Below are 23,793 nucleotides of genomic sequence, written 5' to 3' on the forward strand. Positions count from 1 at the left end.
GGGGCTGCGCCCCTGCCCGGGGCTGCGCCCCTGCCCGGGGCTGTGCCCCAACTCGGGGCCGCGCCCACGTCTGGGGCTCCGCCCCAGGCTCCGGGGTCCAGGGGCGGAGCCCTTGGTTACGGGAAGGGGCGGGGAGGGGAAAGATCCGCCGGACACCCTGGCACCCGCGTGCTCTCCATCGCCGGGGCGCTCTTGTCGTGCGCCCTGCTTTCGGGGTGCTTCGGGGCCTCGGAGAGGCACAGCGACCATGCTTCGGTCGCCGGGCAGCCCAAGCAGCGGCCCAAGTCCACGATCCCCTATTGGGTGAATCCGGACGGCAGCGCGGCGCGCCAGGTCGCGGCGTATCGGAGGAAGGGCGAGGACGGCCAGGCCAGGCTCATAGAGAAGATCGCGGAGCAGCCCGTCGCCGAGTGGCTGGGGCTGGACGACCCGGAGGGGCAGGCGCGGGGGTTCACCGCGGCCGCGGACCAGGTGAACCGGGACGCGCTGCTGGTCTTCTACAACATCCCGCACCGCGACTGCGGGCAGTACTCCAAGGGCGGTGCGGCCAACGGCGACGCCTATCGCGCCTGGCTGGACAAGGTGGTCCGGGGGATCGGCGACCGCCGGGCGACGGTCGTCCTGGAGCCCGACGCGCTGCCGCACGTGGTGGACGGCTGTACGCCCAAGAAGTTCCACCAGGAGCGGTACGACTTACTGACCGGCGCCGTGGACAAGCTCAAGGGGCTGCCGCACACCACGGTCTACCTGGACGCCGGAAACCCCCACTGGATCAAGGACCCGCGCCGGATGGTCGAGCCGCTGAAGCGGGCCGGTATCCGTAAGGCCGACGGCTTTGCGCTGAACACCTCCAACTACCAGACGACCCAGGAGAACCGGGCGTACGGCAAGCGGCTGTCCGCGCTGATCGGCGGCAAGCCGTTCGTGATCGACACCAGCCGCAACGGCAATGGCCCGGCCCCGGGTAAGAACGACCCACAGGCGTGGTGCAACCCGAAGGGCCGGGCGCTGGGCGAGAGGCCGACCGTCGACACCGGGGACGAGCGGATCGACGCCTATCTGTGGATCAAGCGTCCGGGCGAGTCGGACGGCACCTGCAAGGGCGGTCCCACCGCGGGCCGGTGGTGGCCCCGGTACGCGCTCGATCTCGCCCGTAACGCCGCCCGTAAGGTCGCCCGTAAGACCGCCCGTAACGCCGACCGTAACGCCGCCCGTAACGACAGTTGAGCCGCCGTCACTTCTTCTTCGGCGCGGGCACCCTCACCCACACCGCCTTCGACGGCGTCCCCCGGTCGTCCACCGCGTGGAGCATGTACCACCCCGGCGGCACCACCGACGAGTCCTTCGGCAGGGTCACCGTCACCCCGCCCCCGTCCTCCGTCCGGGTGAAGTCAAGCGCGATCGACCGCTGCTCGACATTGGTCACATGCGTGAAGGAGCCGGGCCGGATCAGCCGCATCTTGGCGATCGCCACTGCCTGCGCGGTCCGGTAGGTGGCCTTCCCGCCGAGCTTGACCGTCCTGGGCGCGGTGTCGGTGAGCTCCGGACGGGACTCGCGGAAGAGATACGGCGGGGTGTAGAGGTCGATCTGCTGCTGGAACTCACCCGGCGTGGTGTTGGCCTTGTCGGCGAAGAGCGAGTCCGAGCCGAAGGTCATGACCCGGCCGTCCGGCAGGAGCAGCGCCCCCGAGTGGTAGTTGCGGCCCACCAGCGGATCGGCCACCGCACGCGCGGTGTTGCTCTTCGGGTCGTAGAGCTCGGCCTTCAGCACATTGGTGGCGCCGCGCCCCCGGTAGTCGCCCGAGCCGTTCGTGGTCAGAACGGTGTCATCGGGCAGGATCACACTGCTCGGATAGCGCACCTTCGCATACAGATCCGGACCATCGCGGAACCGCGGCTTGTCGGCGTGCAGATCGACGATCCGGGTCTTCGCCGAGGACTTGGGGTCCTCGCCGACCCCGCCCCCGCCCTGCACCATGTACCGCTGGTCCTGCGCGGGCGGCAGCAGCACCGACATCGACGTCTCCAGGGCGTCCGCGTCGCTGATGCCCGGGACCACGTCGAACCGATTGGTCTTCGGGTCCCAGATGCCGGGCGTGCGGCCCTTGTCGTCCGGGCCGTATCCGGCGTTCGAGCCCGTGTAGAAGATCCGGCCCTTGTCGGTCAGGAACAGCGAGGGGTAGGTCGGGAAGAAGCGCTTCTTGGGCAGGTACTTCCACTTATTGGTCTTGGGGTCGTAGACCTCGTTCTTCCCCGGCACCACCTGGCCGATCTCGTCCAGCCCGGAGACCGCGAGCACCTTGCCGTCCTGGAGGGTGGTCAGGGTCGGGTACCAGCGGGCCTCGTTCATCGGATCCACCGGGACGTACCGCTCGGCGTCCGGGTCGAACTCATACGCCTGCTTGATGCCCTGGAAATCCTTCTTGTCGAACGACAGCTTCTGGGCGATCCCGTAGAAGTTCCGCTTGTCCTTTCCCTTCAGCCCGGAGATCCGGTAATTGTCCTCGGCGCCGGTCTGGTACTTCTTCCCCTTGCGCAGCGCCTCCACATAGACCCGCGCCGTGCTGGCGGTGACGGTGACCTTGCCCTTGCGATGCGTGGTCTTCTTCGCGCGCGGAACGAGAATCGGGTCCTTGGACTCGAAGGTCTTGCCGTTCTCCTTCCCCGTGAAGCGGGTCCCGGCGGGGAGGGTCTTCGGCTTGTCGGGGTCCTCGTTGTGGACGAACATCAGTCCGCCCGCCTTCTCGACATTGCCCCGAAGCTTCTCGTAGCGCTGCGTGCCGCCCGCCACCAGCAGCTTTCCGTTCGGGAGCTGGCTGTGCCCGGAGCAGAAGAGGTCCTTGGGGGTCGGAATGTTGGTGAAGGTGTTCTTCTCCGGGTCCCACAGGACGCTGCGGAAGGACTTGGCGGCGAAGTTCTTGGCGTTGTTCCCGGAGCCGGCCACCAGCAGCACCTTGCCGGTGTGCAGCAGGGCGGCGTGGATCGTATTGATCCGGTATGCCTCGGGGACATCGACCACATCCCAGTGGCCGTTCTCCGCCTTGTACTCCGGTTGGTTGATTTTGTACGCGTGGTACTTGTCCGAGCTGAAACGGTAGAGGGCCGGGCCGTTCATCCCGGCCAGCACGAAGACAGCCGCCGCACCGATCCCGAAGCGGCGGGTGCGGCGACTCGGTCGGTACTTCACTTCTTATCGTCCCCCAAGGGCGGGCTGCGTGTTCCGTTTCTCCTGGCGGACGGTCCACCGCCAGGCGATGATCGGCGCGGCTGTGACAGCCAGGGCACGTGATGCCCAAACGGTCATCGCGGGACGACTGTGGCTGAAGCGGGAGGAAGAGGCGAGCGACCCGCCGAAGACCACCGGGAAGAAAAGATGGATCGCACCCGGTACGGCGTGGCGGGCTCGGCGCCGATGGATTCGGACAACAGTTCCAAGGGTGAATGCCTGGCTCCGGCACGGCGTTCGTGCCCGGGGGCTGGCACCCTGCATTCAGGCGCGATCGCCGCGTTGATCTGTGGTGGCGGGCCAAGGGGAGGGCTGGCGTGATAGCTGGGCACACCGCGGGCGACGCGTTCGCCGATCCCACGTCCGCGTCGCGGTTCGCCGATGCTGACCGGTCGCTCGGCGTGCCGCGTCACGTGGCGTGTGTGATGGACGGCAACGGACGGTGGGCGGCCCAGCGGTCGCTGCCGCGTACGTCAGGTCATCGGGCGGCCGAGGCGACGGTGATCGACGTCATCGAGGCGGCCCGGGCCGCGGGCGTGGAGTGGCTGAGCCTGTACGCCTTCTCCACCGAGAACTGGGGTCGGCCGAGTGCCGAGGTCGACTATTTGATGCGGCTGGTGCGCACGGTGGTGCGCAAGCACGCGCCGCTGCTGCACGCGCGGGGGATCCGCTGCCGCTTCCTCGGGGTGAGCGATCCGAGGATCCCTCGGGAGCTGGCACGCGACGTCGCCGACCTGATGACACTGACCGGCGACAACCGAGGCATGACCCTGACCGTCGCGTTCGATCACGGCGGCCGCCGGGACATCGTCGCGGCCGCGCGGTCACTGATCCGCGCGGGTGTGGCGGCCGAGGCGGTGGACGAGCGGAGTTTCGCCGCCCATCTGCCCTTCCCCGACACACCCGATGTGGACCTGGTCATCCGGACCTCGGGGGAACAGCGCATCTCCAACTTCATGCTCTGGCAGGTCGCCTACGCGGAATGGGTCTTCCCGACCGTGCTGTGGCCCGACTTCCGCGCGCCGCACTTCCTCGAATGCCTGCACACCTACCGGCAACGCGATCGCCGCTTCGGCGGCGTGCTGCCCGAGCGGAACGGAGACTCCCGATCGTGACCATCGCAGATGGCGGACACCCCGACAGTGCCCAGGGCGGTGCGACCGAGTTCGACGGCGGTACGGCACGGCCGAGCGCGGCGAACGGACAGGAGCCGTTGTTCGGCGCGGGCTCGCGGTTCCAGGAATTCGTCGACGATCCGCGGTGGGCGCTGGCCATGGTCCGGGCGACCGTGCTGGAGGCCGCGCACCCGCAGATCGGCGCCGCGCTGATCGAGAACTCCACGTTCGTCGCCCACCCGTGGCGACGGCTGCGCAACACCTTCCGCAGCATGCAGCGCATGTTCGGCGACGACGAAGAGGTACGGCTCCGGGAGGCGGCACGGCTGAACCGCCTCCACGCACGGCTCAGCGGAACCGACCCGCGAGGCCGGACCTACAGCGCGATGGACCCGGCGGTACGGGCCTGGGTGGTGGCGACCCTGTTCGAGTCCACCGTGACCATGTGCCGGCTGGGCGGACAGCCCCTTGAGCAGCACGCCATGGAGCGGCTGTACGCCGAGTTCCAGGCGTACCTGGCCGCCATGGGAGACGAGGCCGGTCATCTGCCGCCCACCCTCTCCGAGTTCTGGCCCTACTACGACCACGTGGTGGCGCAGGAACTGGAGAACACCGAGGCGATGCGGATCATCCTCTACAAGCTGTTCGACCATCTGCTCGCTCCGGCCCTGCTGGGCGGGGTGCCCACGCTGTGGGCCACCGGCCGGGCCGTCATCGGCCCGCTCATCGGGGCGATCACCGTCGCCTCGCTCCCGGAGCCCTTCCGCCGGCGTGCCGGGCTGCCCGAGATGCCCGGTGCCCAGACCCTGATGCAGGGGGCCTATCTGGCCGTCGGCCTGGCCCGGTTCCTGCCGGACGGCTGGGTCCGCGCCGACGCCATCGCCGACCTGCTGGCTCTCTCACCCCACAGCGACGACCCGCGAGCTCGGGCGGTCACCGCCCTGCACGACAAAATGCGGCGGGCCGGTGCCCTGATCCGGCTCATCACGCCGCTCCCTCCGCAACCGGAACCCGTCTCCCGCACCGGCACCGAACGCGGTGCGGAGGAGTTCTTCCGCGAAGTACTCGACCAGACCGGCGACGGATACCTGGACTGGCCGGATCTCGCCGCCATGGCCCGCGAACTGTCCACCCGCCTCGATCTGGAGGAGCCCGAGGAAACGAGGCTCTACGACGCCTACGCCGACTGGTGGCGTGAGCTCCAGAGGGCACTGGACACCGACGGCGACGGCCGCGTCAGCGCCCGCGAGTACGCCACCGCCGTTCCCTCCCTGGCCGGCCCCGCACTGATCAAGGTCGCCGAGGTCCTCTTCGACGCCACGGACAAGGACGGCGACCAGCACATCGACGCGGACGAATACCGGACGCTGTTCCAGACCGCGTTCCATCGCGACACGGTCGGCACCGACCGTACCTACACGCGCACCGCCTTCGTCCGGGACTTCCTGGTCTTCATGTCCGGCCGCCGACGATCGACGGCTTACGACCCGCTGCTCGCCCAGGCGTGACGCCGATCCGCTCAGTCGGGATGCGCCGACCGCAGTCGGATGCGGATGTTCCCGAAGTGGTCGCGGATCGCCTCTTCGGCCCGTAGGGCGTCCCCCGAGCGCACCGACTCCAGGATCTCCCGGTGCTGCTTGCAGGTGACCCGCGGATCGGTGGGTACGTCCACGAGGTCGGTGCGTACCCGGTGGAAGGCGTCCCAGAACGCCTCCAGCACCTCGCTCAGCAGCGTGTTGTCCAGACTTCCGTAGAGCGCGGCGTGAAACGCCCGGTCCGTCTCGGCCCGCACCGAGCCCTCCGCCGCCTCCGCCTCCATCCGCCGCACGACCGCGTCCAACTCGGCGAGATCCGCCTCGGGGATCCGCCCGGCCAGCCGCGCGATCAGCCCCGTCTCCACGGCCTCGCGCAACTCGAGGAGTTGGAGCAGGCTGTCCTCGCCCCGGTAGTGCCCGGCGACGGTACGGAAGATCAGCCCCTCGATCATCGGCGCCATCGACATGGGCCCGACGTACGTCCCGAAGCCGTGCCGGATCTCCACGATCCCCATCGCCTGGAGCGCCTTCAGCGCCTCGCGTACGGAGTTGCGGCTGACGCCGAGGAGTTCCATCAGCTCGGTCTCGGTGGGCAGCGGGGCGCCCGAGGGGAGCCGCTGGTCGATGATCAGCCGCTTGATGCGTTCCTGTATGTGCGCCGCCACCGCCACCTCCGATCCGAACAGCTTAGCGGCGGCGGCGCGAGCAGGTCAGATGTGCGCGATGAAGGCGGCCCAGGCTTCGGGGGACACGGTGAGCGGGGTCCGCTCGGTGTCCTTGGAGTCGCGAATGTGCACGGCCGAGGTGCGTATGGCTACCTCGACGCACTCGCCGCCCCCGCCTCCGCTGTAGCTGCTCTTGGACCAGTCGAGTTGGGTGAATGCGACCTCGACGCAGTTGTCGCCGGAGCTTCCGCTGTAGCTGCTCTTGAACCAGCGGCGTTCGGGGGTCTTCATAGCGCTCCTCGCATCTGCTCCAGCAGGCTCATTGTGGCCTCATGGCCGAGCGCCTGCGACCGCAGCTTGCCATAGCGCTGAAGCATCGCGCTCACATCTTTCGGGCTGGTGATGAGAACGCTCGACTGCTGGCCTTCGGAGTACCCGAGCCAATCGTGCTGGGGAGTCTCCGCGAGGTACATGAGGCCGTCGATGCCTGCGTGGATCTCCTGGCGCAGCGGCATCACCTGAATCTCAACATGCCGCCGATCCATCTGCGTGAGCAGGTCGTCCAATACATGCCCGGTGACGGCAGCACCTCCCATGCGCCTCTCCAGCACGGCCTGTTCGATGATGAAGCTGAATGCTGTGTTCGGTCTCTCGGCCATCAGCCGTTGGCGTTCTAAGCGGGCTGCTACCTGCTTTTCGATCTGGTCCTCGGAGAGCGGGGGCAGTCTCTGCTCGAAGATGGCGCGGATGTACGGCTCGGGCTGGAGCAGCCCAGGAATCGCCCGGCACTCATACGCAAGGAGCGTGACCGCCTCCTCCTCGATCCCCGCCCACTGCAGGAACCACGACGCGAGGCCGACCTTCCGGGTCAACGTCCGGTACGCCGCGCCCAGAACCCGCGCGGCCGGGGCGCCCAGGACCTCCTCCGTGCGCGGGATGAGTTCCTTGGGCGGGAAGCGCCTGCCCTGTTCCATCTTCGCGACGTACGTCGCCGAGTACCGGACCCGTGGGGCGAACTGCTCCTGCGTCAGCCCCGCCTCGTCCCGTAGCGCCTTCAGCACCGCGCCAAAGGTCTTGAGGCTCTCCAACGTTTCCGGTTCGCTGTCTTTTGTCATCCTCATATCGTCACGGGCGGTGACCGGTCCGGTCCAGTCGGTGAACTGGTACAAGCGAAACTGGGTGGGTGTCGTGCCTGGCAGTGGCCGCCGCGAGCCCGGGACGCTTCCGCCATGACCGCACCACAGGGCCAAGTCCCCGTCACCGTACGTACGTTCGCGCAGCGATTCTCCGCCACCCGGCGCGGTGCCCGGCTCGCCCGGCTGCTGACCGCCCACCAGCTCACCGCGTGGGGGTTCTCCCCGGGGGTGGGCGGCTACGACGCCGCGATCGTGGTCGTCGCCGAGCTGGCCGCCAACGCGGCGCTCCATGGGCGCGTACCGGGGCGGGACTTCGCGGTGCGGCTGGCGTACGACGAGCGGGGCGGCGTCCTGGAGATCGAGGTGAGCGACACCCACGAGAAGTGCCCCGTGCCGAAGGCGCCCACGTCGGACGACGAGGAGGGGAGGGGGCTGATGCTGGTCGAGGCCGTGGCGGATCGCTGGGGTATCAGGGAGCGAAGGGGGCCGGGCAAGACCGTATGGGCGCGGATCACCGAGGCGAGGTGACTTTGAGCATGGGTCCGGGGGATGGGGGCCGGGGCCTCGCCGCCGGCCGCCGGGCCGGTGGGGGTCGGTGCCGCGGCGGCTTCCGTGTCCGAGGGCCGGGGCCGATCCGGGGTGCGGGTCGACGGGCCCGGGGCGGTCCCTCCGGGTACCCCTCCAAAAAACGCTTGATCTGAAGCAACTAATTTGTCAAACGTTTTCGAGAGGGGTACCCCACCCCCGGCAGGCGGTCCGGCGAGGGCTCCTGCCCCGGAAGGCCGTAGCCGCCACCGGCGCCCCCACCCGGTCGCCTGGCGCTCGGCGACGCGGCCGCGCCCCCACCCCCCTGCCCCGCTGCTCACATGCGCCGAAGGCGCGAGACGGCGCCGCGCCCGACCGAGCCGCGCAACTCAACGTACGCCCCCTCCCCGAGGAGCGGCCCGGCGTGATCGACCGGCGCGCCAGCGGATCGCTGAGCGCGGCTGATCGCGACTGACCCGAAAGTGAGCCCTCGGCGCCCCCACGCGCCGGGGGCTCCCCGGTTCCCCGCGGAATTTCGTTCAGGCGGCCGCGCGCTGGCTGCGGGCCAGGGACGTCGCGGCCTTGCGGCGCCCCGGCGCGAGCACGTCGACCGGGGCGCCCGCGCCGCTGCCCGGCGTCTCGCGCCACCGGTCCAGCCGGGCCACGACCTCGGCCAGCCGCCGATCGCCGGGCCTTACGGCCACGTAGAACAGCGACTCGTCCGGCTTCCGGTCGTCCCCGCCCCAGCGGACCACGCCGTCGAGCTCGGCGAGGATGTCGCGGATCACGACCTCCTGCTGGGGGAAGAAGCCGCCCTTGACGCCCGGCGGGTAGTGGCCGGGCCGGATCCGGACCGCCGTCCCCGACGCCTGGTTGCCCTCCGGTAGCCCCTTACGGACCGTGCCGGGGCTGCGCCAGCCGATCACATCGTCCTTGCGGAGCTCGTCGATCTCGTAGTGGAAGCGGCGGGTCACATGGACCAGCACGCCTCCGGTGCGCCGATGCGGACGGTGACGCCCTCCAGCGGGGTGCCGGGCACCGGGCGGGACCAGATGGCTCCGCCGCCGTCGGCGACCTTCTCCATCTCCCAGCCGTTGGGGCTCGGTCTGCCCGTCAGCACCCGGGCCTGGTTCGCCCGGAAGCGGCGGTATGCGGTCCGGATCTCCTCGCCAGTGGGCGTCTTGGAGTGCGAGGACGCGGCGTACGCGGGCGTCGCCAGCAGCGCGGAACCGGGGAGGGAGGCCAGCGCGGCCGCGCCGAACAGCGCACCGGAGCGGGCGAGCAGCTGCCTACGGGATGGGTCGAACACGCTCATTCATCGTCCCCCCGTGAGGGTAGGGCCGGTGGACCGGTTCTGGTCGCGGGCCACGACGGATACCGCGCCCGTGGCGATGGCCAGGACGAAGGTGATGACCATGGCCGGGTTGACGTATCCGGGGACCGCGGCGTCGTAACTTCCGCCCTCGTCGATCCGGCAGGTGAAGCGCAGCGGAAAGTAGCTCGCCGAGTAACGGTCGACCTGGGCCGCCTTCGCCGCCCCGCCCGCCTTGGCGCACTCCTCGCGCATGGTGTAGCTCTCCATGAACATCACGTGGAGCGCGCCCCAGATGTACAGGGCGACGGTCGCGCAGACGGACAGCAGGGCGATCCCCCCGAGCCATTCGTCCCGCGTCTTCCGGCGGCCGGTGCGCTGGACGATGCCGGAGCCGACCATGCCGACCAGGGTGAAGATGACGATGACCCCGATCAGGCAGATGAACAGCAGCAGGATCGAGTCGATCCCGCTCGCCGAATCGGCCGCATGGGATGAAGGCGCTTCGCTCATCGCATCATCCTGTTGTACATCTCGAAGATGTAGTAGAGGGGCATGCGCTTCTCAAAGCGACTGGGGCCTCTCGGAGAACCGAGAAGCCCCAGGTCAGTGGCGTAAGCCAAGGTGCGCCGCCAGGGACTCGAACCCCGGACCCGCTGATTAAGAGTCAGCTGCTCTAACCAACTGAGCTAGCGGCGCCTGCTGACCCGGAAATCCTACCCGACCCGGGAGGGTGCTCGGGACGCCGTCAGGGCCCGTCCGCCCGGCGTCCGCCCACCGCGGTCGCTCTCCATTGGTATGGACATGACTATCGGCACCTGGATACTCTCACACTTGGTCTAGACCGCCGTGCACGGCTCGTCGAAGCACTCCCCACGTCTTCAGGAGCGAAGCATGCGCAAGAAGATCAGCGCCGCCGTCATCGGCATCGGTCTCGCGGCGATTTCCGTCCTCGCGACCGGCGGCAGCGCCTCCAGCCACGGCTACACCGACACGCCCATCAGCCGCCAGAAGCTGTGTGCCAACGGCACGGTGACGGGCTGCGGCGACATCCAGTACGAGCCCCAGAGCGTCGAGGGTCCGAAGGGCTTCCCCTCGGGCGGTCCCGCGGACGGCACCATCTGCGCGGGCGGCAACAGCCGGTTCTCGCAGCTCGACGACCCGCGGGGCGGCAACTGGCCCGCGACCAAGCTGACCGCCGGGCGGAGCTACACCTTCAACTGGCGGTTCACGGCCTCCCACGCGACCACGGACTTCAAGTACTACATCACCAAGAACGGCTGGAACCCCAGCCAGAAGCTGACCCGCGCGAGCCTGGAGTCCCAGCCCTTCCTGACCGTTCCGTACAACGGTCAGCGCCCGCCGTCCACGCTCTCCCACTCGGGCACCATCCCGAGCGGTAAGACCGGCAGACACGTGATCCTCGCCGTGTGGACCATCGCGGACACCTCGAACGCCTTCTACGCCTGCTCAGACGTCCAGTTCTGACGTCTTCAGAGGTCTTCTGACGTCTTCTGGCGTCCCTGGTGTGGTGCCGTCCACGGGCGGCACCACACCGTCGTCACACGATCAGGCGTCGAACGCGCCCGCCTTCGCGCTCCGGACGAAGGCGGCCAGCACCGCGGGCACGGTGGTCAGGACGGTGCCGGGGTCGTCGCTCTCCCGCAGCCGGACGCGGCCGCCGGCGGCGGCGACCTCGACGCACTGTCCCTCGCCCGCGGAGTACGAGGACTTGCGCCAGTGGGAGTGGCGATGCGCGGTCATTGCAGAGGTGTTCATATGTGGGGCCCTCTTTCTCCTACCAGACCAGCGATGAGGGCCTTCGTCGCATCCGTGGACAGCGCGCAGTCCACGATGTGGCCGAAGGCGTCGGCGAAGACGTTGACGTCATCGACTCCTTCGACGTACGTGGGGCCGCGCAGGTTCTCCTGGGTGACCACATCCGGCATCGGGCCCGGGAAGGCCACGAGTGTGAATGCTCCCGCGTCCCCGGGGTTGGGTGCCGCGTCGATCGGCATCACCTGGAGCGTGACCGTGGGCCAGTCCGCCACGTCCAGCAGCCGTTGCAGCTGAGCGGCCATGATGCCGGGCCGGCCGGTGAACCGGCGGCGCAGCGCGGCCTCGTGGATGACGGCCCACAGCCGCAGCGGTTGGCAGGAGCGGGTGAGGACGGCCTGGCGGGCCAGGCGCACCTCGGCGAGGGCGTCGACCTCGGAGGCGGTGCGGGCCACGGCGTTCGCCGCGATGGTCTCGCGGGCGTAGTCGGCCGTCTGGAGCAGACCGGGGATGACCAGCGGGGCGTAGTCGCGGACGCTCTCCGCGTCGCTCTCCAGCGAGATGTAGTCGGCGTAGGCGGGGCCCACGATGCCGCGATAGGTCTGCCACCAGCCGCGTTTGCCCGCGTCCTTGGCCAGTCCCTCCAGGGCGACACGGGTGCCCGGGTCGGTGACGGCGTAGGCCCTCAGCAGGGTTTCGACCTCGGTGGTGCGGATCGTGGCGTTGGCGTTCTCGATCCGGGAGAGCTTCGGCGCCGTCCAGCGGCGGGCGTCGGACGATCCGTTTGCGGCCGCATTGAGTGCGTCGGCCGCCGCGTCCAGTGTCATCCCCGCTTCGGTGCGTAGCTTCCGTAGCGTGGAGCCCAGGCGCCTGCGCCGAACGGTGGGCACTGGCTGGTAGGACATGTCGCCAGTCTGTCGTATCGCCAACTACGCCTACCAGCCGGGCATATGCCAGTCTTGTGCGAGTGGGTCGAAACATTGCGAGTGGGACGTTCCATAGGCCAGGATCGCTAGGGGACACGGCAGCGCGCCGTGCTGTGGAGGGGCCCCGGAGCATATGGCTGAGAACATCTCGCAGCGATACGAACTGCGCCTCCGCGCCCATCCGCGGATACTCGCCGACGTACGGCGTGCCGTAGGGGCGCGACTGCGGCTGTGGGGGCGTGACGAGCTGATCAGCGCGGCGGGTATGTGCGTCACCGAGCTGTTGTCCAATGTCCACAAGCACGCGGCCTCTCCCGAATGCGTCCTCACCCTGGAGAACCTTCCGCACGGGATCCAGGCGGCGGTCAGCGACACCGAGTCCGCGCTGCCGGTGGTCAAGGAGCCGGACTTCCTCTCCGAGAGCGGCCGGGGGATGTTCCTGCTGAGCAAGACGGCCCATGCCTGGGGCACGGATCTCACCCCGACCGGCAAGACGGTCTGGTTCACCCTCCGCGCGGAAGCGGTGGAACCGTGACCGGCGGCGCCGGTAGCGTGGGGCCCCGATCGAGGGCAGGGGGTGGGCCATGGACCCGGTGACGGCGGGTGCGCTGGTCGCGGCGGTGAACGCGGCGGTGTCGGGCGCCGGCGGCGAGGCCGGGCGGCGGGCCCTGGACTCCTTCGGCACGCTGGTCCGCAGGGTGCTGCGGCGGGGCGAGGGCGAACCGGCCGGTGAGCCGGATCCGGGTCCGGATCCGGGTCCGGAGCCGGGTCTGGACCCGGCGGCGATTCCGTACGACGACGGCGCCCGGCTGCGCCAGTTGGCCGATCTGCTGGTCGAACGGGCCCGGCAGGACCCGGAGTTCGGCCGTGACCTGGCGGCCTGGATGCGTGAGCACGGCGGGGCGGCCGAGGAGGAGCCGGGTGCCGTGCACAACTCCGTCGCGGGCGATGCCCGTGTCACCGGCCCGGTCATCCAGGGGCGGGACTTCCACGGGCCGATCAGCTTCGGTTGATGCCGATCGGCTTGGGCGGCTGATGCCGATCGGCTTCGGCTGATGCCGGTCGGCCGTGGCCGACATCGGCGGCCACCCCCGGACGGGGGGAGGGGACGTCCGGTGCCGAGTTGGCAGTAACCGGACATCGGCCCCCACTCCGCGTCGCCGAACCGCGTCGAATCGCTGCGGTCCGTAGTCTCCCCAGGGCCGAAAGGTGCACTCGCCGGTAACTTGTGGACACGCGCCCCGGCGCATCGGCGGCGCGACAGCACGATGCGTGCCACCGCGCACCGTTTTGCCAACTCTTTACCTCACGCCCCGCGTTGACGCGGTCGCTGTGCGCGAATTAGTGTCGTCATGGATTTCGCACAATGCTGCCCGCGCATTTCGGGGCAGGGAAATTGACGAGAATCAGGCCGGTATTCGCATAACCAGGTCACTGTCACCCGGCAGGGGAAGTCATGGTTGGTCTTGTGAGGGTGTCCGAGCCTTCTCCCATGAGCACGGAGAGCACGGAGACTCCCTCGTCAGGCGCCATCGACTATGTCGAGCACGCGCTGCTGGCCGCCCGTGATCTGATCGAGTCGACGGTCATCCGGCACCGAAGGGAGCTGGCCCAGGACTCCTGGGCGGGGACGGCTCTGGGGAAGGTGCCGCTCGCCGAGGTCGTCGACACCCTGGTCGACTGCGCCGAGCGGACCGTCAACGTGGTGCTGTCGGGGAACGAGGAGCAGACGCGGGCCGTCTGCGCCGCGCTCGCCCGCCCGGCCAGGGGAGCCCGGCGCGCCGTCGTCGTACGGCTGTTGTGCGAGGAGCCGGTGCTGACCTCGGGGGCGGTACGGGCGCTGGCGCGCACCGATCCGCGGTGCGAGATCCGGGTCTGCGACGGCGGGCTGCCGGCGTTACCCGAGGCGCTGCTCATCGACGGCGAGGTGGTCTACCTCAGGAGGGGGCCGTCGGAGCCGGGGCGGGGCCCGGGGCAGGCGTCGCTCGTCGAGGACCCCGCCACGGTGCGGGCCCTGGAGATGATGTTCGCGGGGACCTGGGGGAACGCCGTGGCGCTCGCGGACCATCCGCGGCTGGGCGGGCGGTTGTGCCCGGACTCCGTACGACGGATCCTGGAGTGTCTGCGCACCGGCCACACCGATGAGGTGGCGGCGCGCCAGATGCAGGTCTCCTTGCGCACCTACCGTCGGTACGTGGCGGAGATCATGCGCGAACTGGGGGCCAACTCCCGTTTCCAGGCGGGGGTGCGGGCAGTGGAAATGGGGCTGCTGCCCAGCCGTCACTGACGGCGCTCGAGACCTTGACCACGTCACGAGGCGGAAAGCGCGGGAAGATCGACATGATGGAGCGCGGACGCGATCCTGGGCCGGAGGCCGCGCTCCCGGGGGACACCCTGGAGGGGGCGCTACGGGAGGTACGGGACCTCATTGAGGCCACGGTGGTCCAGCACCGCGCCCGACGCGCCCGGGAGGCGCGGTTCACCGAGGTGGGGGTGGAGGACGCCGCGTTCCTCGCCGCCGCCGAGGAGGTGATCGGCCAGGCGGGGCGGAGCGTGGACGCCGTCTTCCCCGAGTGCTCCGCCCGGATGGCGCCCGTGCAGGCCGCGCTCGGCGCGCTGCTCACGGACCTCGGCGAGCCGGTCGGGGTGCGGGTGCTGCGCGGCAGATCCGCCCCTGGCTCCGGATCGACGGGGCCTGCCTCCGGATCCGCCGCCGGGGCGGCGCCGTCGGGGCCCGTGCCGCGGCCCATCCCCGGGCCCGCGCCGGACGCCGAGGCGCCCGGTGACGCCCGGGCCGCCCGCCCCGCCCGCCCCGCGCAGGTGCGGATCGCGTCGGTGCCGCTGCCCACGGCGGTGATCGCCGACGGCCGTACCGCCCTGGTGTGCGCCGAGGCCGAGGAGGGGCGGCAGACCTCGGTCATCGAGGACCCGGTGGTGGTGGCCACCCTGTACGGCATGTTCCGCTCCATCTGGGGCGGAGCCGTGCCCGCCGCCCGCCCGCTCGACTTCGGCAATCGCGCCCGCACCGAAATGGTCCGCCGGGTGCTGGCCCGGCTGCGCGACGGGGTCACCGACGAGGCCGCCGCCCGCGACCTGGCGATCTCGGTGCGTACGTACCGCCGCTATGTCACCGGGATCCTGGAGCTGCTGGAGGCCAACTCCCGTTTCCAGGCCGGGGTGCGCGCCACTGAGCTCGGCATCCTTGGAAATACTTCCACATGATAATTTCGTTTTCCCCATCGACATTGTGATCCGGAGCGTGCTGGCGATAGGTTGCCTGCGGGCGTGCCGAGATCTGGCAACAGCCGGTAATGCAAGGGGATTTGGGGATGACCGAAGGGCACGGAAGGGGCGCGACCGCCACGGCGGGCGCGGACGGCGAGTCGGCCGCGGACGAGTCGCATTCACCTCGACCGGGACATGCGCGAAAGACCGGCGACGGCGGCGGAAAGGGTGAGAAGTCACGGTCCGGGGCCGGTCGGAAAATGACCGGAGCGGCATCCGGGACGACTCTCGCCGACCGGCGCGGAACGCTGTTCCGGGGTGTGCTGCCGCCGCTGGTATTCGGGCTGTCGCTGCTTGTCGTCTGGGACATCGTGACCCGGACCGGCGCCGTTGCGGAGTTCTATCTTCCGGCTCCGCTGGACCTCGCGCGGCAATTCCTCGATGACGTCTTCCACGGTGATCTCGTCGACTACACCGAGGAGACGGTGTGGGAGGCGCTGGCGGGCAGCGGTATCGGCATCGGAGTGGCGCTGCCGCTCGGCTATCTGATCGCCCGCAGCGAGATCGCCGCGGCGGCCCTCCAGCCGTATGTGGCCGCCTCGCAGGCCATGCCCGCGGTGGCGCTGGCCCCCCTGCTGGCCCTGTGGATCGGATACGGACTGCTGCCCATCGCGGTCCTCTGCTCGCTGCTGGTCTTCTTCCCCATCCTCGTCAACACCGTGCTGGGGCTGCGTTCGCTGGACCCCGATGTGATGGGGGCCGCGCGGGTGGACGGGGTGGGGCGGTGGGGGATGCTCTGGTACATCGAGTTCCCACTCGCCCTGCCCAGCGTCCTCGCGGGGGTGCGCAACGGCCTGACGCTCTCCATCACCGGCGCGGTCGTCGGCGAATTCGTGATGGGCGGCGACGGACTGGGGCAGCTGCTGTCGGTGCAGCGCCAGGAGGCCGACACCATCGGACTGTTCTCGACGCTCGTCATGCTCGGCCTTCTCGCCGCGGTCTCGTACGGGGTGGTCCGCCTGGTCGAGCGGCTCGTTCAGCGCGACTGACAACTTTCACCCAAGAGGAGAAGTACGTGCGTTTCGTGCAGACGTCCATGAGGCGTGCCCACAGACATCGGGTCACGGGCGCGGCCGCCCTCGCCTCGGTGGTGGCACTGGCCACCTTGACCTCATGCGCCGAGGAGCCGAAGAACGCGGGGGCCAAGGGCGGCGCAAGCATCACGGTGGGGCTGACCTACACCCCCAACATCCAGTTCTCGCCGTTCTATGTGGCCGCCGAAAAGGGCTACTACAAGGACGCCGGACTCAATGTGACACTGCGCCACCACGGCGCGGCCGAAGATCTCTTCGGGGCCCTCTCGTCGGGCAAGGAAGATGTGATCTACGCGGGCGGCGACGAGATGCTTCAGGCGCGCGCCAAGAATGTGCCCGTCGTGGACATCGCCACCTTTTACCAGAAATACCCGGTGGGGCTGATCGTGCCCAAGGATTCCGACATCCGGACCCCCGCCGACCTCAAGGGCCGGAAGATCGGTACGCCCGGTCCCTTCGGCGAGACCTATTTCGGTTTGCTGGCGCTCCTGAAGGAGGGCGGCCTTTCCACCAAGGACGCCAAGGTACAGAACATCGGCTTCACCCAGCAGGCGGCCCTCACCGGAAACAAGGTCGAGGGGGTGATGGGCTATCTGAACAATGACGCCGTCTCGTTCAAGGAGGCGGGCAAGGACGTCCGGTCGATAACCCTCAACTCGGGCTCGGCGGGGGACCAGCTGGTCGGCGTGGGTCTGGGCGCCAAGAAGAAGACGCTCGACAAGCGCGGCGATGACATCAAGAAGTTCGTCGACGCGTCGTTGCGCGGATTGCGCTATGCGATCGACCACCAGGACGAGGCCATCAAGCTCAGCGAGAAGTACGTCCCCGGACTGCGCGGCGAGAAGCAGCGGAACAACGCCCGCGCGGTGCTCAAGGCCACGGCGCCGATGATGAGGAACGACCAGGGCGAGCTGGGCGCGATCGACCCGCAGACCTGGGCCCGGATGGCCGACTTCATGTACGACCAGGGGCTCCTGGAGAAGACCGTCACGCCTGAGGACGCCTACGACACGTCGTACCTGCCCAAGTCGTAGCCGGATCGGGCGGGCGGTCAGACGCCGCCCGCCGTCCGGCCGTGCAGCGCGGCGGCCACCGTGAAGGCGGCCGCCGCGCCCAGTGCGAGGGCCAGCCAGCTGCCCGTGGCCGAGGCGTTGGCCACGACGAACAGCCCGATCGGCGGGCCGGAGGCGGTGCCCAGGTTCCAGGCCAGCGACGCCAGGGCGCTCGCCCGGCCCACCGCCTCCTCGCCCGACCAGCGCAACAGCAGCGGGTAGAAGGCGGAGGAGTACATCAGCTCGCCCGCCGCGAAGATCACCGCGAAGGCCAGCAGCAGTCCGTACCGCACGGCGGCCGGGGCCGCCTCCCCGGCCAGCGCCGCGCCCAGACCGCAGCCGAACGCCACGGTCCACAGCACCGGACCGGCGGCCAGGCTCACGGTCTCCGGCAGCCGTTCCAGGCGGCGGCGCAGCAGCGGCTGCAGGGCGATCAGGGCGAAGGAGTTGGCCGCCACCACCGCGCTGACCCAGCCCAGCGTGACCGCCATACGGTCGTGCATCAGCAGCGGTACGGTCGCCTCGATCTGCGTGAAGCCGACGATCGCGAAGAGCGCCTGGGCCAGGATCAGCAACGCCATCGGGCGGGCCCGCAGCAGAGTCCGATAGGTCGGCCCGCCCCCGGACGGCTCCGCGGGCTTCTCCTCTCCCCACCCCTTCCCGGCAGCATCGATATGCGGCTCCGCCGTGTGGGGGGCTTCGCCCCTGGACCTCGGGGTCTGGGGCGGAGCCCCAGTTTCGGGAAGGGGCGGGGACGGGGAAAGGCCCGCCGGACCGTGCCCAGGCCGGGCCCGGGGCCGTACGCCCAGGGTCACCGCTATCAGCGGCAGCGCCGCCAGCCCGTTGGCCAGGTACAGCCAGCGCAGCGCCCCCACCGGGGTGGCCGCGCCGTGCAGCGCGAGCCCGGCCGCGACCGAACCCAGCCCGATCCCCGCGTTGTTGACGATGTGCCGGATGGCGAAGGCCGAGCGGCGGCCGCTCTCGGGGACGGCGGTGTCCACGATGCCCACGATCGAGGCGTAGAAGAGCCCGAAGCCCGCCCCGACGCACACCCCCGAGGCGAGCACCAGCGCCACCGAACCGGCCGGCGCCAGCAGCGCGTACCCGACCGCGAGCGCCGCGCCGCCCAGCGCGCCCACCTGGTGCGGGCTGCCCCGGTCGGCCAGCGGCCCGCCGGCCAGGGCGGCGGCGAAGCTGGCCGCGGCCATCGCGATGAAGTAGCCGCCCGCCGCCCGGCCGCCGAGCCCCAGCAACTGGCTGATGTAGATCGAGGTGAACGGGAAGCACAGCCCGTTGCCCAGGCTGGAGAGCAGCAGCGCGCCCATGAGCAGGCCGAAGCGGCGCCCCAGGGGCGTGCGGGGCGCCGTGGCGCGTACGGCCGTCACGAGGTGAGCGCGGCGCGCACCTTGAGCAGCTCCTCGACCCTGCGCAGCTCGTACGGGGCCGGGAGGGAGAGCACCACATGGACCGCACCGGCCTCGGCGAACCCCTCGACCAGCGGCAGCTGGTCGGGGTTGACCATCACCGTACGGGCCACCGCGGCCGGGTCCCGGCCGACCCGTTCGCACCACTCGTCCAGTACGCCGCTCAGCTCGCGGAACTCGGCGACCGGGTCCTCGGAGGCCCAGCCGTACCAGTTCCACCAGTCGGCCTCGCGGGCCACCAGCTCCAGGGTGCGCCGCCGCCCGGCGCCGCCGATCAGCAGCGGGAGCGGGCCCGCCGGGCCGGGGTTGAGCTTGGCCAGCCGCTCCTTGACGGCGGTGACGGACGCGGCGAAGGCGTCCATGCGCCCGGCCGGTCCGGGGAAGGGCAGCCCGTACTCGGCGTGCTCGGCCTCGAACCAGCCGGCCCCCAGGCCCAGCACCAGCCGTCCGCCGCTGAGCTGGTCGACGGTGCGGGCCATGTCCGCCAGCAGATGCGGATTGCGGAACGCGGTGCAGCTCACCAGGGGCCCGATGGTGGCCCGCCGGGTCTCGACCGCCATCGCGGACAGCAGCGACCAGCACTCGTAGTGGCGCCCGGCGGGGTCGCCGGTGTGCGGCAGGAAGTGGTCCCAGGTCCACAGCGAGTCGACCCCGATGGCGTCGGCCTCCCGCCACGCGGTGCGCAGCTCGGCGATTCCGGTGTGCTGGGGATGGAGTTGGACGCCTACGCGCAGGGACACGGAGGGGATCCTTATCTCTCGGCGATTCGGGTCTTGTGTCGGTTCGCCCGCGGCGGGCGGGCACCCGCAGGGCGCTACGGCGTGACGACCACGCGGTAGACGGGCGTCTCCGCCGCCTGCTTCAGCGCCTTCTCGACCTCGTCCAGCGAGTAGCGCGCCGTGACCAGCGTCTCCAGCCGCCCGGACAGCCGCCCGCCGCGCAGCAGTTCGGCGGCGGCGCGCCAGTCGTCCGGCTCGTGGCTGAAGGAGCCGGTGACGGTCAGCTGGCGGCGGTGCACCTCATAGCCGGGGAGCTCGGCGGGCGGGCCGCCGGGGCCGCCGCCGTAGAGCACGATGGTGCCGCCGTCGGCGACCGCGGCGAGCGCCGAGGCGATGGCCTCCTTGGACGCGATGGTCACGAAGACCACGTCCGCCGGGGGCAGTTGGCCGACCTCGTCGGGCGTGACGGCCGCGTCGGCGCCCGCCGCCGCGATGGCGGCCAGCCGCTGCTCCTCCCGTTCGACCACCGCGACGCTCCGGGCCTGGAGGTGTGCGGCGACGGCGAGGTGGAGATGGCCCATGTAGCCGGCGCCGATGACGGTCACCCGGTCCCCGGCGCGGAAGCCGCCGCGGCGCAGCGAGTGGACCACACAGGCCAGCGGCTCGCCCATGGCGGCCACGGCGGGGTCGGTGTCGCCGACCGACCACACGCGCGAGGCGGGCAGCGCGATGTACTCGGCGAGCCCCGCGCCCATGGTGATCGCGCCGTCCTCCCGCTTGTGCCCCTGGAGGGCGACACAGATGGCGGTCTGGCCGCGTCGGCAGCTGCGGCAGGCGCCGCAGCGCGGCAGTCCGTCGAGGGCGACGAGGGAGCCGACGGCGGGCATGTCCTCCAGCGATGCGGCCTTGGGGCCGATCCGCTCGACCCAGCCGGATATCTCGTGTCCGGCGGCGGCCGGGTAGACCGTCATCCGCCCCGCGTAGAGATTGGCCTCCATGGTGCAGATGCCGCAGGCCGCGATGCGTACCAGCACCTCGGAGTCACCGATGTCGGGGACGGGTATCTCTCGGGTCTCCACCTGGCCCGCCGCCGTGATGACAGCTGTACGCATGTGAACTGCCTTCCCCGTTTCGGATGTTGTGCCGGGAGGCTATGCCGGGGCGAACGGGGGTGGCAAGGAAGAACGATCACATGCTGGATCGCGCTCCGGAAGATGTCCTGCGGAAGCCCCACCAGATGATCAGGGCTCCGGCCGCGGCGGCGGCCGCGCCGACGACGGAGGCCACGTGCATGGCGTGGACGAACCCCTCGTCGGCGATGGCCGACAGCCGGGGCAGCCGCATCTTCGCGCCGAGCAGCCGGGTGGCCTCGGGCGACTCCGCGGCGCGGTCGGCGGCGCGGGACGGCAGTCCGCTCAGGCGCGGGGTGACCCGGTCGCGGTAGACGCTGACCAGGACCGAGCCGAGGACCGCCACCCCGAGGACCCCGCCGATCTGCCGCAGCGAGTTGTTGACGGCGGAGCCCGCGCCGGTCCGGTCGGCGGGGAGGATCGCCATGATGGCCTCGGTGGTGGGCGCGACGGCCGCGCCCATGCCCAGGCCCTGGAGGATGAGGAAGACCCAGAACAGCGGCAGTCCGCTGGTCTCGTCGAGGAGGACGTACGCGACGAACCCGGTGGTGGCGATCAGCATGGCCGCGGTGACCACCGGGCGCACCCCGTGGGCCCGTACCAGCTTGGCCGAGAGCGGGGCGCCCAGCAGCACGCCGAGGGCGACCGGGGCGATGGAGAGACCGCACTCCAGCGGGGTCTGGCCGTGGACGCCCTGGAGATAGAAGCTGGTGTAGTACATCGAGCCGTTGAGCCCGAAGAACGTGAGCATGACGGCCACGCTGGCGCCGGTGAAGCGGATGTCGCGGAAGAGCCGGACGTCGAAGCTGGGGTTGGCGACGCGCAGTTCGACGAGGACGAAGATCCCGACCAGCACCACGCCCCCGGCCAGCGCGCCGACGATGGCCGGGTCGGTCCAGTCGTTGCGGTGGCCGCCCTCGATGACGCCCCAGACGATGGCGAAGAGCCCGGCGGTGGAGAGCACCACGCCCAGCGGGTCGAACTTCTGCCGCACCCGGGTGACCACACCGGGCAGGAAGACGAACGATCCGGCCACGCACAACACCACGATCGGCACGTTCACCAGGAAGACCGAACCCCACCAGAAGTGGTCGAGCAGCACTCCACTGAGCATCGGCCCGGTGGCGATCGCGATTCCACTGGAACCCGACCAGATGGCGATGGCGGTGGCCCGGTGCCGCTCGTCGAAGACCTGGGCGATCAGGGCGAGGGTCGCGGGCATGATCAGGGCGCTGCCGATGCCCATCGCGCCGCGGGCCACGATGAGTTCGGTGGCTGAGCCGGAGTAGGCGGCCCAGGCGGAGGCCGCGCCGAAGAGCACCATGCCGGTCAGCAGTAAGCGGCGGTGGCCGTAGCGGTCGGCGAGCACCCCGCCGGTGAACAGCAGTACCGCGAAGACCAGGGTGTAGGAGCTGATGCTCCACTGGAGCTGATTGGGGCTGGCGCCGAGCCCCTCGGTGGGGTCGGCGAGGGTCTTGAGGGCGACGTTCAGCACGGTGTTGTCCAGCCACACCGCGAGTTGGGACAGGACGAGCACCGAAAGTGCGAGCCATTGGCGTCCGGTGGGGGAGTGCGAAGGACCGGCCTGGGTGGCATCGGTGGTCGCGGTGTTCTGTGCAGCCATGGGGGCGGCGCCTTTCGGGACCCAGGGCAAGGTGGGGGGTCCGCGTCGTATGGCAAGGGATGGCGTGCTGGCTCTAGAGGAAGTTACCAATCCGCCGAGCGGAGGCGCAGCCCCTTGCCGACACGGGGAGGTGTCGTGGCCGGAACCCGAGGGTATTTCCCGGCGGGAAGTGTCCCATAAGGAACGATCTTCCTTGCCGTGTGCCAGGGGGCTCGTTACTGTTCCCGGAAAGGGAACGGGGGTGTCCTTTGAGCCATTTCGGAATTCAACCAAACGGGCGAGTGCCTATTGACGGATTTGACGGGGAGGTGGGCACGGGGGGCGCGGTTCGAACGGAGCCGGACATGGGGTCTGACAACCTGGAGGAGACACTGGGCCAGGCGTTACGCCTCCTGGAGTCCGCGGTGCACCACCACCGCCGCTCCGCGCTGGCCTCGGCGTCCGCGGAACTGCCGGTGGACGGGGAGGCCGTGGCCGGGTGGGTGGCGCGGCTGGTGCTGCGCGCCGAGCGGGATGTGATCTGGAGCCTGCCGGAGGTCACGGGCGAGGACCACGCCCGGCTCGTCGGGCAGACGCTCGCCCAGCTGGCGGGCAAGGGGGTCAGGACCCGGATGCTGTGCCCGCCGGCGGTCATCCGGGGCGGGGTGTGGCAGCGCTCGGTGGGCACCGTGGCGCGCCTGGAGGTGCGCGTCTTCGAGGGGGTGCGGCAGGAGCTGGTGGTCGTGGACGGCGCGGCGGTCATCGCGCCCGACGCCTCGCCGGGCGAGCCCGGCGGCTCCCGCGCCTCGATGATCCAGAACTCGACCGTGGCCGATATGCTGCATCAACTGCTGTGCGGCATGTGGGACACGGCCCAGCGCCCGATGCGGCCGCTGTCGTTCGAGGGCGGTGCGCGCGGCCGGGTGCTGCGCGAGGTGCTGACGCTGATGGCGGAGGGCTACAAGGACGACGCCGCGGCCCGCAAACTCGGCCTTTCGGTGCGTACCTACCGTCGCTATGTGGCCGACATCATGCGGGACCTCCAGGTCGAATCGCGGTTCCAGGCCGGAGTGCGCGCCGTGCGCGCCGGGCTGATGGAGTCCGACCCCGAGTAGGGAGCGGGCCGTCACACCAGGACGGCGGCCGGATTGCTGGCGGTTTGAACGATATTGGCAGGCTTCTGTCCGCCGGCGATCTGGCAGCTTCCTGCAGATTCCACCTTCTGACCGTGGGGTAACTGGCTGCCTTCTGCAGCTTTATGACACGCCGACTAGTCGAACGCTGGTGTTCATCGGGCGCGTGACAGCTAGTGGACTCTGGGGTTGTCCCC

Annotated in this window: 23 protein-coding genes, 1 tRNA gene and 1 pseudogene; 12 read left to right on the forward strand and 13 right to left on the reverse strand. The window is 70.3% G+C overall.

Translation table 11 applies throughout. The features are described 5' to 3' along the window. Nucleotides 1-168: 168 nt before the first annotated feature. Entirely contained in the window at nt 169-1,227 is a 1,059-nt protein-coding gene (locus tag IEJ02_RS44615) for a glycoside hydrolase family 6 protein (protein ID WP_191070023.1), read from the forward strand. A gap of 7 nt (nt 1,228-1,234) precedes the next feature. Here IEJ02_RS44615 and glxA read toward each other — a convergent pair whose 3' ends face one another. After that, nucleotides 1,235-3,187, reverse strand: coding sequence for a radical copper oxidase GlxA (gene glxA / locus IEJ02_RS44620; protein ID WP_191070024.1), 1,953 nt, complete (start codon nt 3,185-3,187; stop codon nt 1,235-1,237). Between the two features lie 440 nt (nt 3,188-3,627). Between glxA and uppS the strand changes: the two genes are divergently transcribed. Together uppS and IEJ02_RS44630 are read left to right on the forward strand one after the other, a co-directional pair. Further along, entirely contained in the window at nt 3,628-4,341 is a 714-nt protein-coding gene (gene uppS / locus IEJ02_RS44625) for a polyprenyl diphosphate synthase (RefSeq protein WP_275559570.1), read from the forward strand. Nucleotides 4,342-4,439: 98 nt separating this feature from the next. Beyond that, complete coding sequence (locus IEJ02_RS44630; RefSeq protein WP_223865463.1) at nt 4,440-5,849, forward strand: oxygenase MpaB family protein; 1,410 nt, start codon at nt 4,440-4,442, stop codon at nt 5,847-5,849. Nucleotides 5,850-5,860: 11 nt separating this feature from the next. On the opposite strand, the gene IEJ02_RS44635 is transcribed toward IEJ02_RS44630, so the two are convergent. Genes IEJ02_RS44635 through IEJ02_RS44645 form a run of 3 tightly spaced genes read right to left on the reverse strand, consistent with a single transcriptional unit; the run spans nt 5,861 to nt 7,662 of the window. After that, entirely contained in the window at nt 5,861-6,541 is a 681-nt protein-coding gene (locus tag IEJ02_RS44635) for a FadR/GntR family transcriptional regulator (protein ID WP_191070026.1), read from the reverse strand. Between the two features lie 45 nt (nt 6,542-6,586). Further along, nucleotides 6,587-6,832: a DUF397 domain-containing protein gene (locus tag IEJ02_RS44640; protein ID WP_191070027.1), complete on the reverse strand. Its 246-nt coding sequence runs from the start codon at nt 6,830-6,832 to the stop codon at nt 6,587-6,589. Continuing rightward, the gene (locus IEJ02_RS44645; RefSeq protein WP_191070055.1) at nt 6,829-7,662 is read right to left on the reverse strand and encodes a helix-turn-helix domain-containing protein; all 834 of its coding nucleotides are present in this window, start codon (nt 7,660-7,662) and stop codon (nt 6,829-6,831) included. The genes IEJ02_RS44640 and IEJ02_RS44645 overlap by 4 nt, the downstream gene beginning before the upstream one ends. A gap of 108 nt (nt 7,663-7,770) precedes the next feature. On the opposite strand from IEJ02_RS44645, the gene IEJ02_RS44650 reads away from it, so the two are divergent. After that, entirely contained in the window at nt 7,771-8,205 is a 435-nt protein-coding gene (locus IEJ02_RS44650; RefSeq protein ID WP_191070028.1) for an ATP-binding protein, read from the forward strand. A gap of 536 nt (nt 8,206-8,741) precedes the next feature. Here IEJ02_RS44650 and IEJ02_RS44655 read toward each other — a convergent pair. The 3 genes and pseudogenes from IEJ02_RS44655 to IEJ02_RS44665 all read right to left on the reverse strand — a co-directional run bounded on the left by IEJ02_RS44655 (nt 8,742) and on the right by IEJ02_RS44665 (nt 10,213). Then, a pseudogene (locus IEJ02_RS44655) lies at nt 8,742-9,517 on the reverse strand (hypothetical protein). Beyond that, the gene (locus tag IEJ02_RS44660; protein ID WP_191070029.1) at nt 9,518-10,027 is read right to left on the reverse strand and encodes a hypothetical protein; all 510 of its coding nucleotides are present in this window, start codon (nt 10,025-10,027) and stop codon (nt 9,518-9,520) included. It lies immediately after the preceding pseudogene. Between the two features lie 112 nt (nt 10,028-10,139). After that, nucleotides 10,140-10,213 (reverse strand) — tRNA-Lys (locus IEJ02_RS44665). 195 nt (nt 10,214-10,408) lie between these two features. Here IEJ02_RS44665 and IEJ02_RS44670 point away from each other — a divergent pair. Next, a complete protein-coding gene (locus IEJ02_RS44670; RefSeq protein WP_137978139.1) occupies nt 10,409-11,002 on the forward strand; it encodes a lytic polysaccharide monooxygenase auxiliary activity family 9 protein in 594 nt (197 codons plus the stop codon). 81 nt (nt 11,003-11,083) lie between these two features. Here IEJ02_RS44670 and IEJ02_RS44675 read toward each other — a convergent pair whose 3' ends face one another. Further along, nucleotides 11,084-11,293 (reverse strand): DUF397 domain-containing protein, encoded by a 210-nt coding sequence (locus tag IEJ02_RS44675; RefSeq protein WP_191070030.1) that lies wholly within the window; start codon nt 11,291-11,293, stop codon nt 11,084-11,086. Beyond that, nucleotides 11,290-12,195 (reverse strand): DUF5753 domain-containing protein, encoded by a 906-nt coding sequence (locus IEJ02_RS44680; RefSeq protein WP_191070031.1) that lies wholly within the window; start codon nt 12,193-12,195, stop codon nt 11,290-11,292. The genes IEJ02_RS44675 and IEJ02_RS44680 overlap by 4 nt, the downstream gene beginning before the upstream one ends. Before the next feature lie 154 nt (nt 12,196-12,349). Between IEJ02_RS44680 and IEJ02_RS44685 the strand changes: the two genes are divergently transcribed. From IEJ02_RS44685 to IEJ02_RS44710, 6 genes are all read left to right on the forward strand, one after another. Further along, nucleotides 12,350-12,751: an ATP-binding protein gene (locus tag IEJ02_RS44685; protein WP_137978137.1), complete on the forward strand. Its 402-nt coding sequence runs from the start codon at nt 12,350-12,352 to the stop codon at nt 12,749-12,751. Between the two features lie 49 nt (nt 12,752-12,800). Then, nucleotides 12,801-13,229, forward strand: a complete 429-nt coding sequence (locus IEJ02_RS44690) for a hypothetical protein (RefSeq protein WP_191070032.1) — start codon at nt 12,801-12,803, stop codon at nt 13,227-13,229. 479 nt (nt 13,230-13,708) lie between these two features. Further along, on the forward strand, nt 13,709-14,503 hold the full coding sequence (locus tag IEJ02_RS44695; RefSeq protein ID WP_223865456.1) for a response regulator transcription factor: 795 nt from the start codon (nt 13,709-13,711) through the stop codon (nt 14,501-14,503). Nucleotides 14,504-14,517: 14 nt separating this feature from the next. Next, nucleotides 14,518-15,438 (forward strand): helix-turn-helix transcriptional regulator, encoded by a 921-nt coding sequence (locus IEJ02_RS44700; RefSeq protein WP_223865457.1) that lies wholly within the window; start codon nt 14,518-14,520, stop codon nt 15,436-15,438. 488 nt (nt 15,439-15,926) lie between these two features. Beyond that, the gene (locus tag IEJ02_RS44705) at nt 15,927-16,490 is read left to right on the forward strand and encodes an ABC transporter permease (protein ID WP_275559567.1); all 564 of its coding nucleotides are present in this window, start codon (nt 15,927-15,929) and stop codon (nt 16,488-16,490) included. A gap of 26 nt (nt 16,491-16,516) precedes the next feature. After that, a complete protein-coding gene (locus IEJ02_RS44710; RefSeq protein ID WP_137978134.1) occupies nt 16,517-17,569 on the forward strand; it encodes an ABC transporter substrate-binding protein in 1,053 nt (350 codons plus the stop codon). 17 nt (nt 17,570-17,586) lie between these two features. Here IEJ02_RS44710 and IEJ02_RS44715 read toward each other — a convergent pair whose 3' ends face one another. From IEJ02_RS44715 to IEJ02_RS44730, 4 genes are all read right to left on the reverse strand, one after another. Beyond that, nucleotides 17,587-18,972 carry an MFS transporter gene (locus tag IEJ02_RS44715; RefSeq protein WP_191070035.1) on the reverse strand — a complete coding sequence of 462 codons (1,386 nt, stop codon included), beginning with the start codon at nt 18,970-18,972 and terminating at the stop codon, nt 17,587-17,589. After that, nucleotides 18,969-19,751 (reverse strand): LLM class F420-dependent oxidoreductase, encoded by a 783-nt coding sequence (locus IEJ02_RS44720; protein ID WP_191070036.1) that lies wholly within the window; start codon nt 19,749-19,751, stop codon nt 18,969-18,971. Before IEJ02_RS44720 ends, IEJ02_RS44715 begins: the two co-directional genes overlap by 4 nt. Before the next feature lie 74 nt (nt 19,752-19,825). Beyond that, complete coding sequence (locus IEJ02_RS44725) at nt 19,826-20,842, reverse strand: zinc-dependent alcohol dehydrogenase (RefSeq protein ID WP_191070037.1); 1,017 nt, start codon at nt 20,840-20,842, stop codon at nt 19,826-19,828. A 76-nt stretch (nt 20,843-20,918) separates the two neighbouring features. Beyond that, nucleotides 20,919-22,484 carry an MFS transporter gene (locus IEJ02_RS44730; RefSeq protein WP_191070038.1) on the reverse strand — a complete coding sequence of 522 codons (1,566 nt, stop codon included), beginning with the start codon at nt 22,482-22,484 and terminating at the stop codon, nt 20,919-20,921. A gap of 344 nt (nt 22,485-22,828) precedes the next feature. Here IEJ02_RS44730 and IEJ02_RS44735 point away from each other — a divergent pair, with 344 nt between their 5' ends. Then, a complete protein-coding gene (locus IEJ02_RS44735) occupies nt 22,829-23,578 on the forward strand; it encodes a helix-turn-helix transcriptional regulator (protein WP_191070039.1) in 750 nt (249 codons plus the stop codon). Nucleotides 23,579-23,793 lie beyond the last annotated feature (215 nt).

This window comes from Streptomyces sp. 5-10, from assembly GCF_014712245.1.
Classification (GTDB): Bacteria; Actinomycetota; Actinomycetes; order Streptomycetales; family Streptomycetaceae; genus Streptomyces; species Streptomyces violaceusniger.

Excerpts from the sequence above, each read along its gene's own strand:
- IEJ02_RS44640 (WP_191070027.1), bottom strand. The coding sequence starts at position 6,832 with ATGAAGACCCCCGAACGCCGCTGGTTCAAGAGCAGCTACAGCGGAAGC.
- IEJ02_RS44645 (WP_191070055.1), bottom strand. The coding sequence starts at position 7,662 with ATGAGGATGACAAAAGACAGCGAACCGGAAACGTTGGAGAGCCTCAAG.
- IEJ02_RS44650 (WP_191070028.1), top strand. The coding sequence starts at position 7,771 with ATGACCGCACCACAGGGCCAAGTCCCCGTCACCGTACGTACGTTCGCG.
- IEJ02_RS44660 (WP_191070029.1), bottom strand. The coding sequence starts at position 10,027 with ATGAGCGAAGCGCCTTCATCCCATGCGGCCGATTCGGCGAGCGGGATC.
- IEJ02_RS44670 (WP_137978139.1), top strand. The coding sequence starts at position 10,409 with ATGCGCAAGAAGATCAGCGCCGCCGTCATCGGCATCGGTCTCGCGGCG.
- IEJ02_RS44675 (WP_191070030.1), bottom strand. The coding sequence starts at position 11,293 with ATGAACACCTCTGCAATGACCGCGCATCGCCACTCCCACTGGCGCAAG.
- IEJ02_RS44680 (WP_191070031.1), bottom strand. The coding sequence starts at position 12,195 with ATGTCCTACCAGCCAGTGCCCACCGTTCGGCGCAGGCGCCTGGGCTCC.
- IEJ02_RS44685 (WP_137978137.1), top strand. The coding sequence starts at position 12,350 with ATGGCTGAGAACATCTCGCAGCGATACGAACTGCGCCTCCGCGCCCAT.
- IEJ02_RS44690 (WP_191070032.1), top strand. The coding sequence starts at position 12,801 with ATGGACCCGGTGACGGCGGGTGCGCTGGTCGCGGCGGTGAACGCGGCG.
- IEJ02_RS44695 (WP_223865456.1), top strand. The coding sequence starts at position 13,709 with ATGAGCACGGAGAGCACGGAGACTCCCTCGTCAGGCGCCATCGACTAT.
- IEJ02_RS44725 (WP_191070037.1), bottom strand. The coding sequence starts at position 20,842 with ATGCGTACAGCTGTCATCACGGCGGCGGGCCAGGTGGAGACCCGAGAG.
- IEJ02_RS44730 (WP_191070038.1), bottom strand. The coding sequence starts at position 22,484 with ATGGCTGCACAGAACACCGCGACCACCGATGCCACCCAGGCCGGTCCT.
- IEJ02_RS44735 (WP_191070039.1), top strand. The coding sequence starts at position 22,829 with ATGGGGTCTGACAACCTGGAGGAGACACTGGGCCAGGCGTTACGCCTC.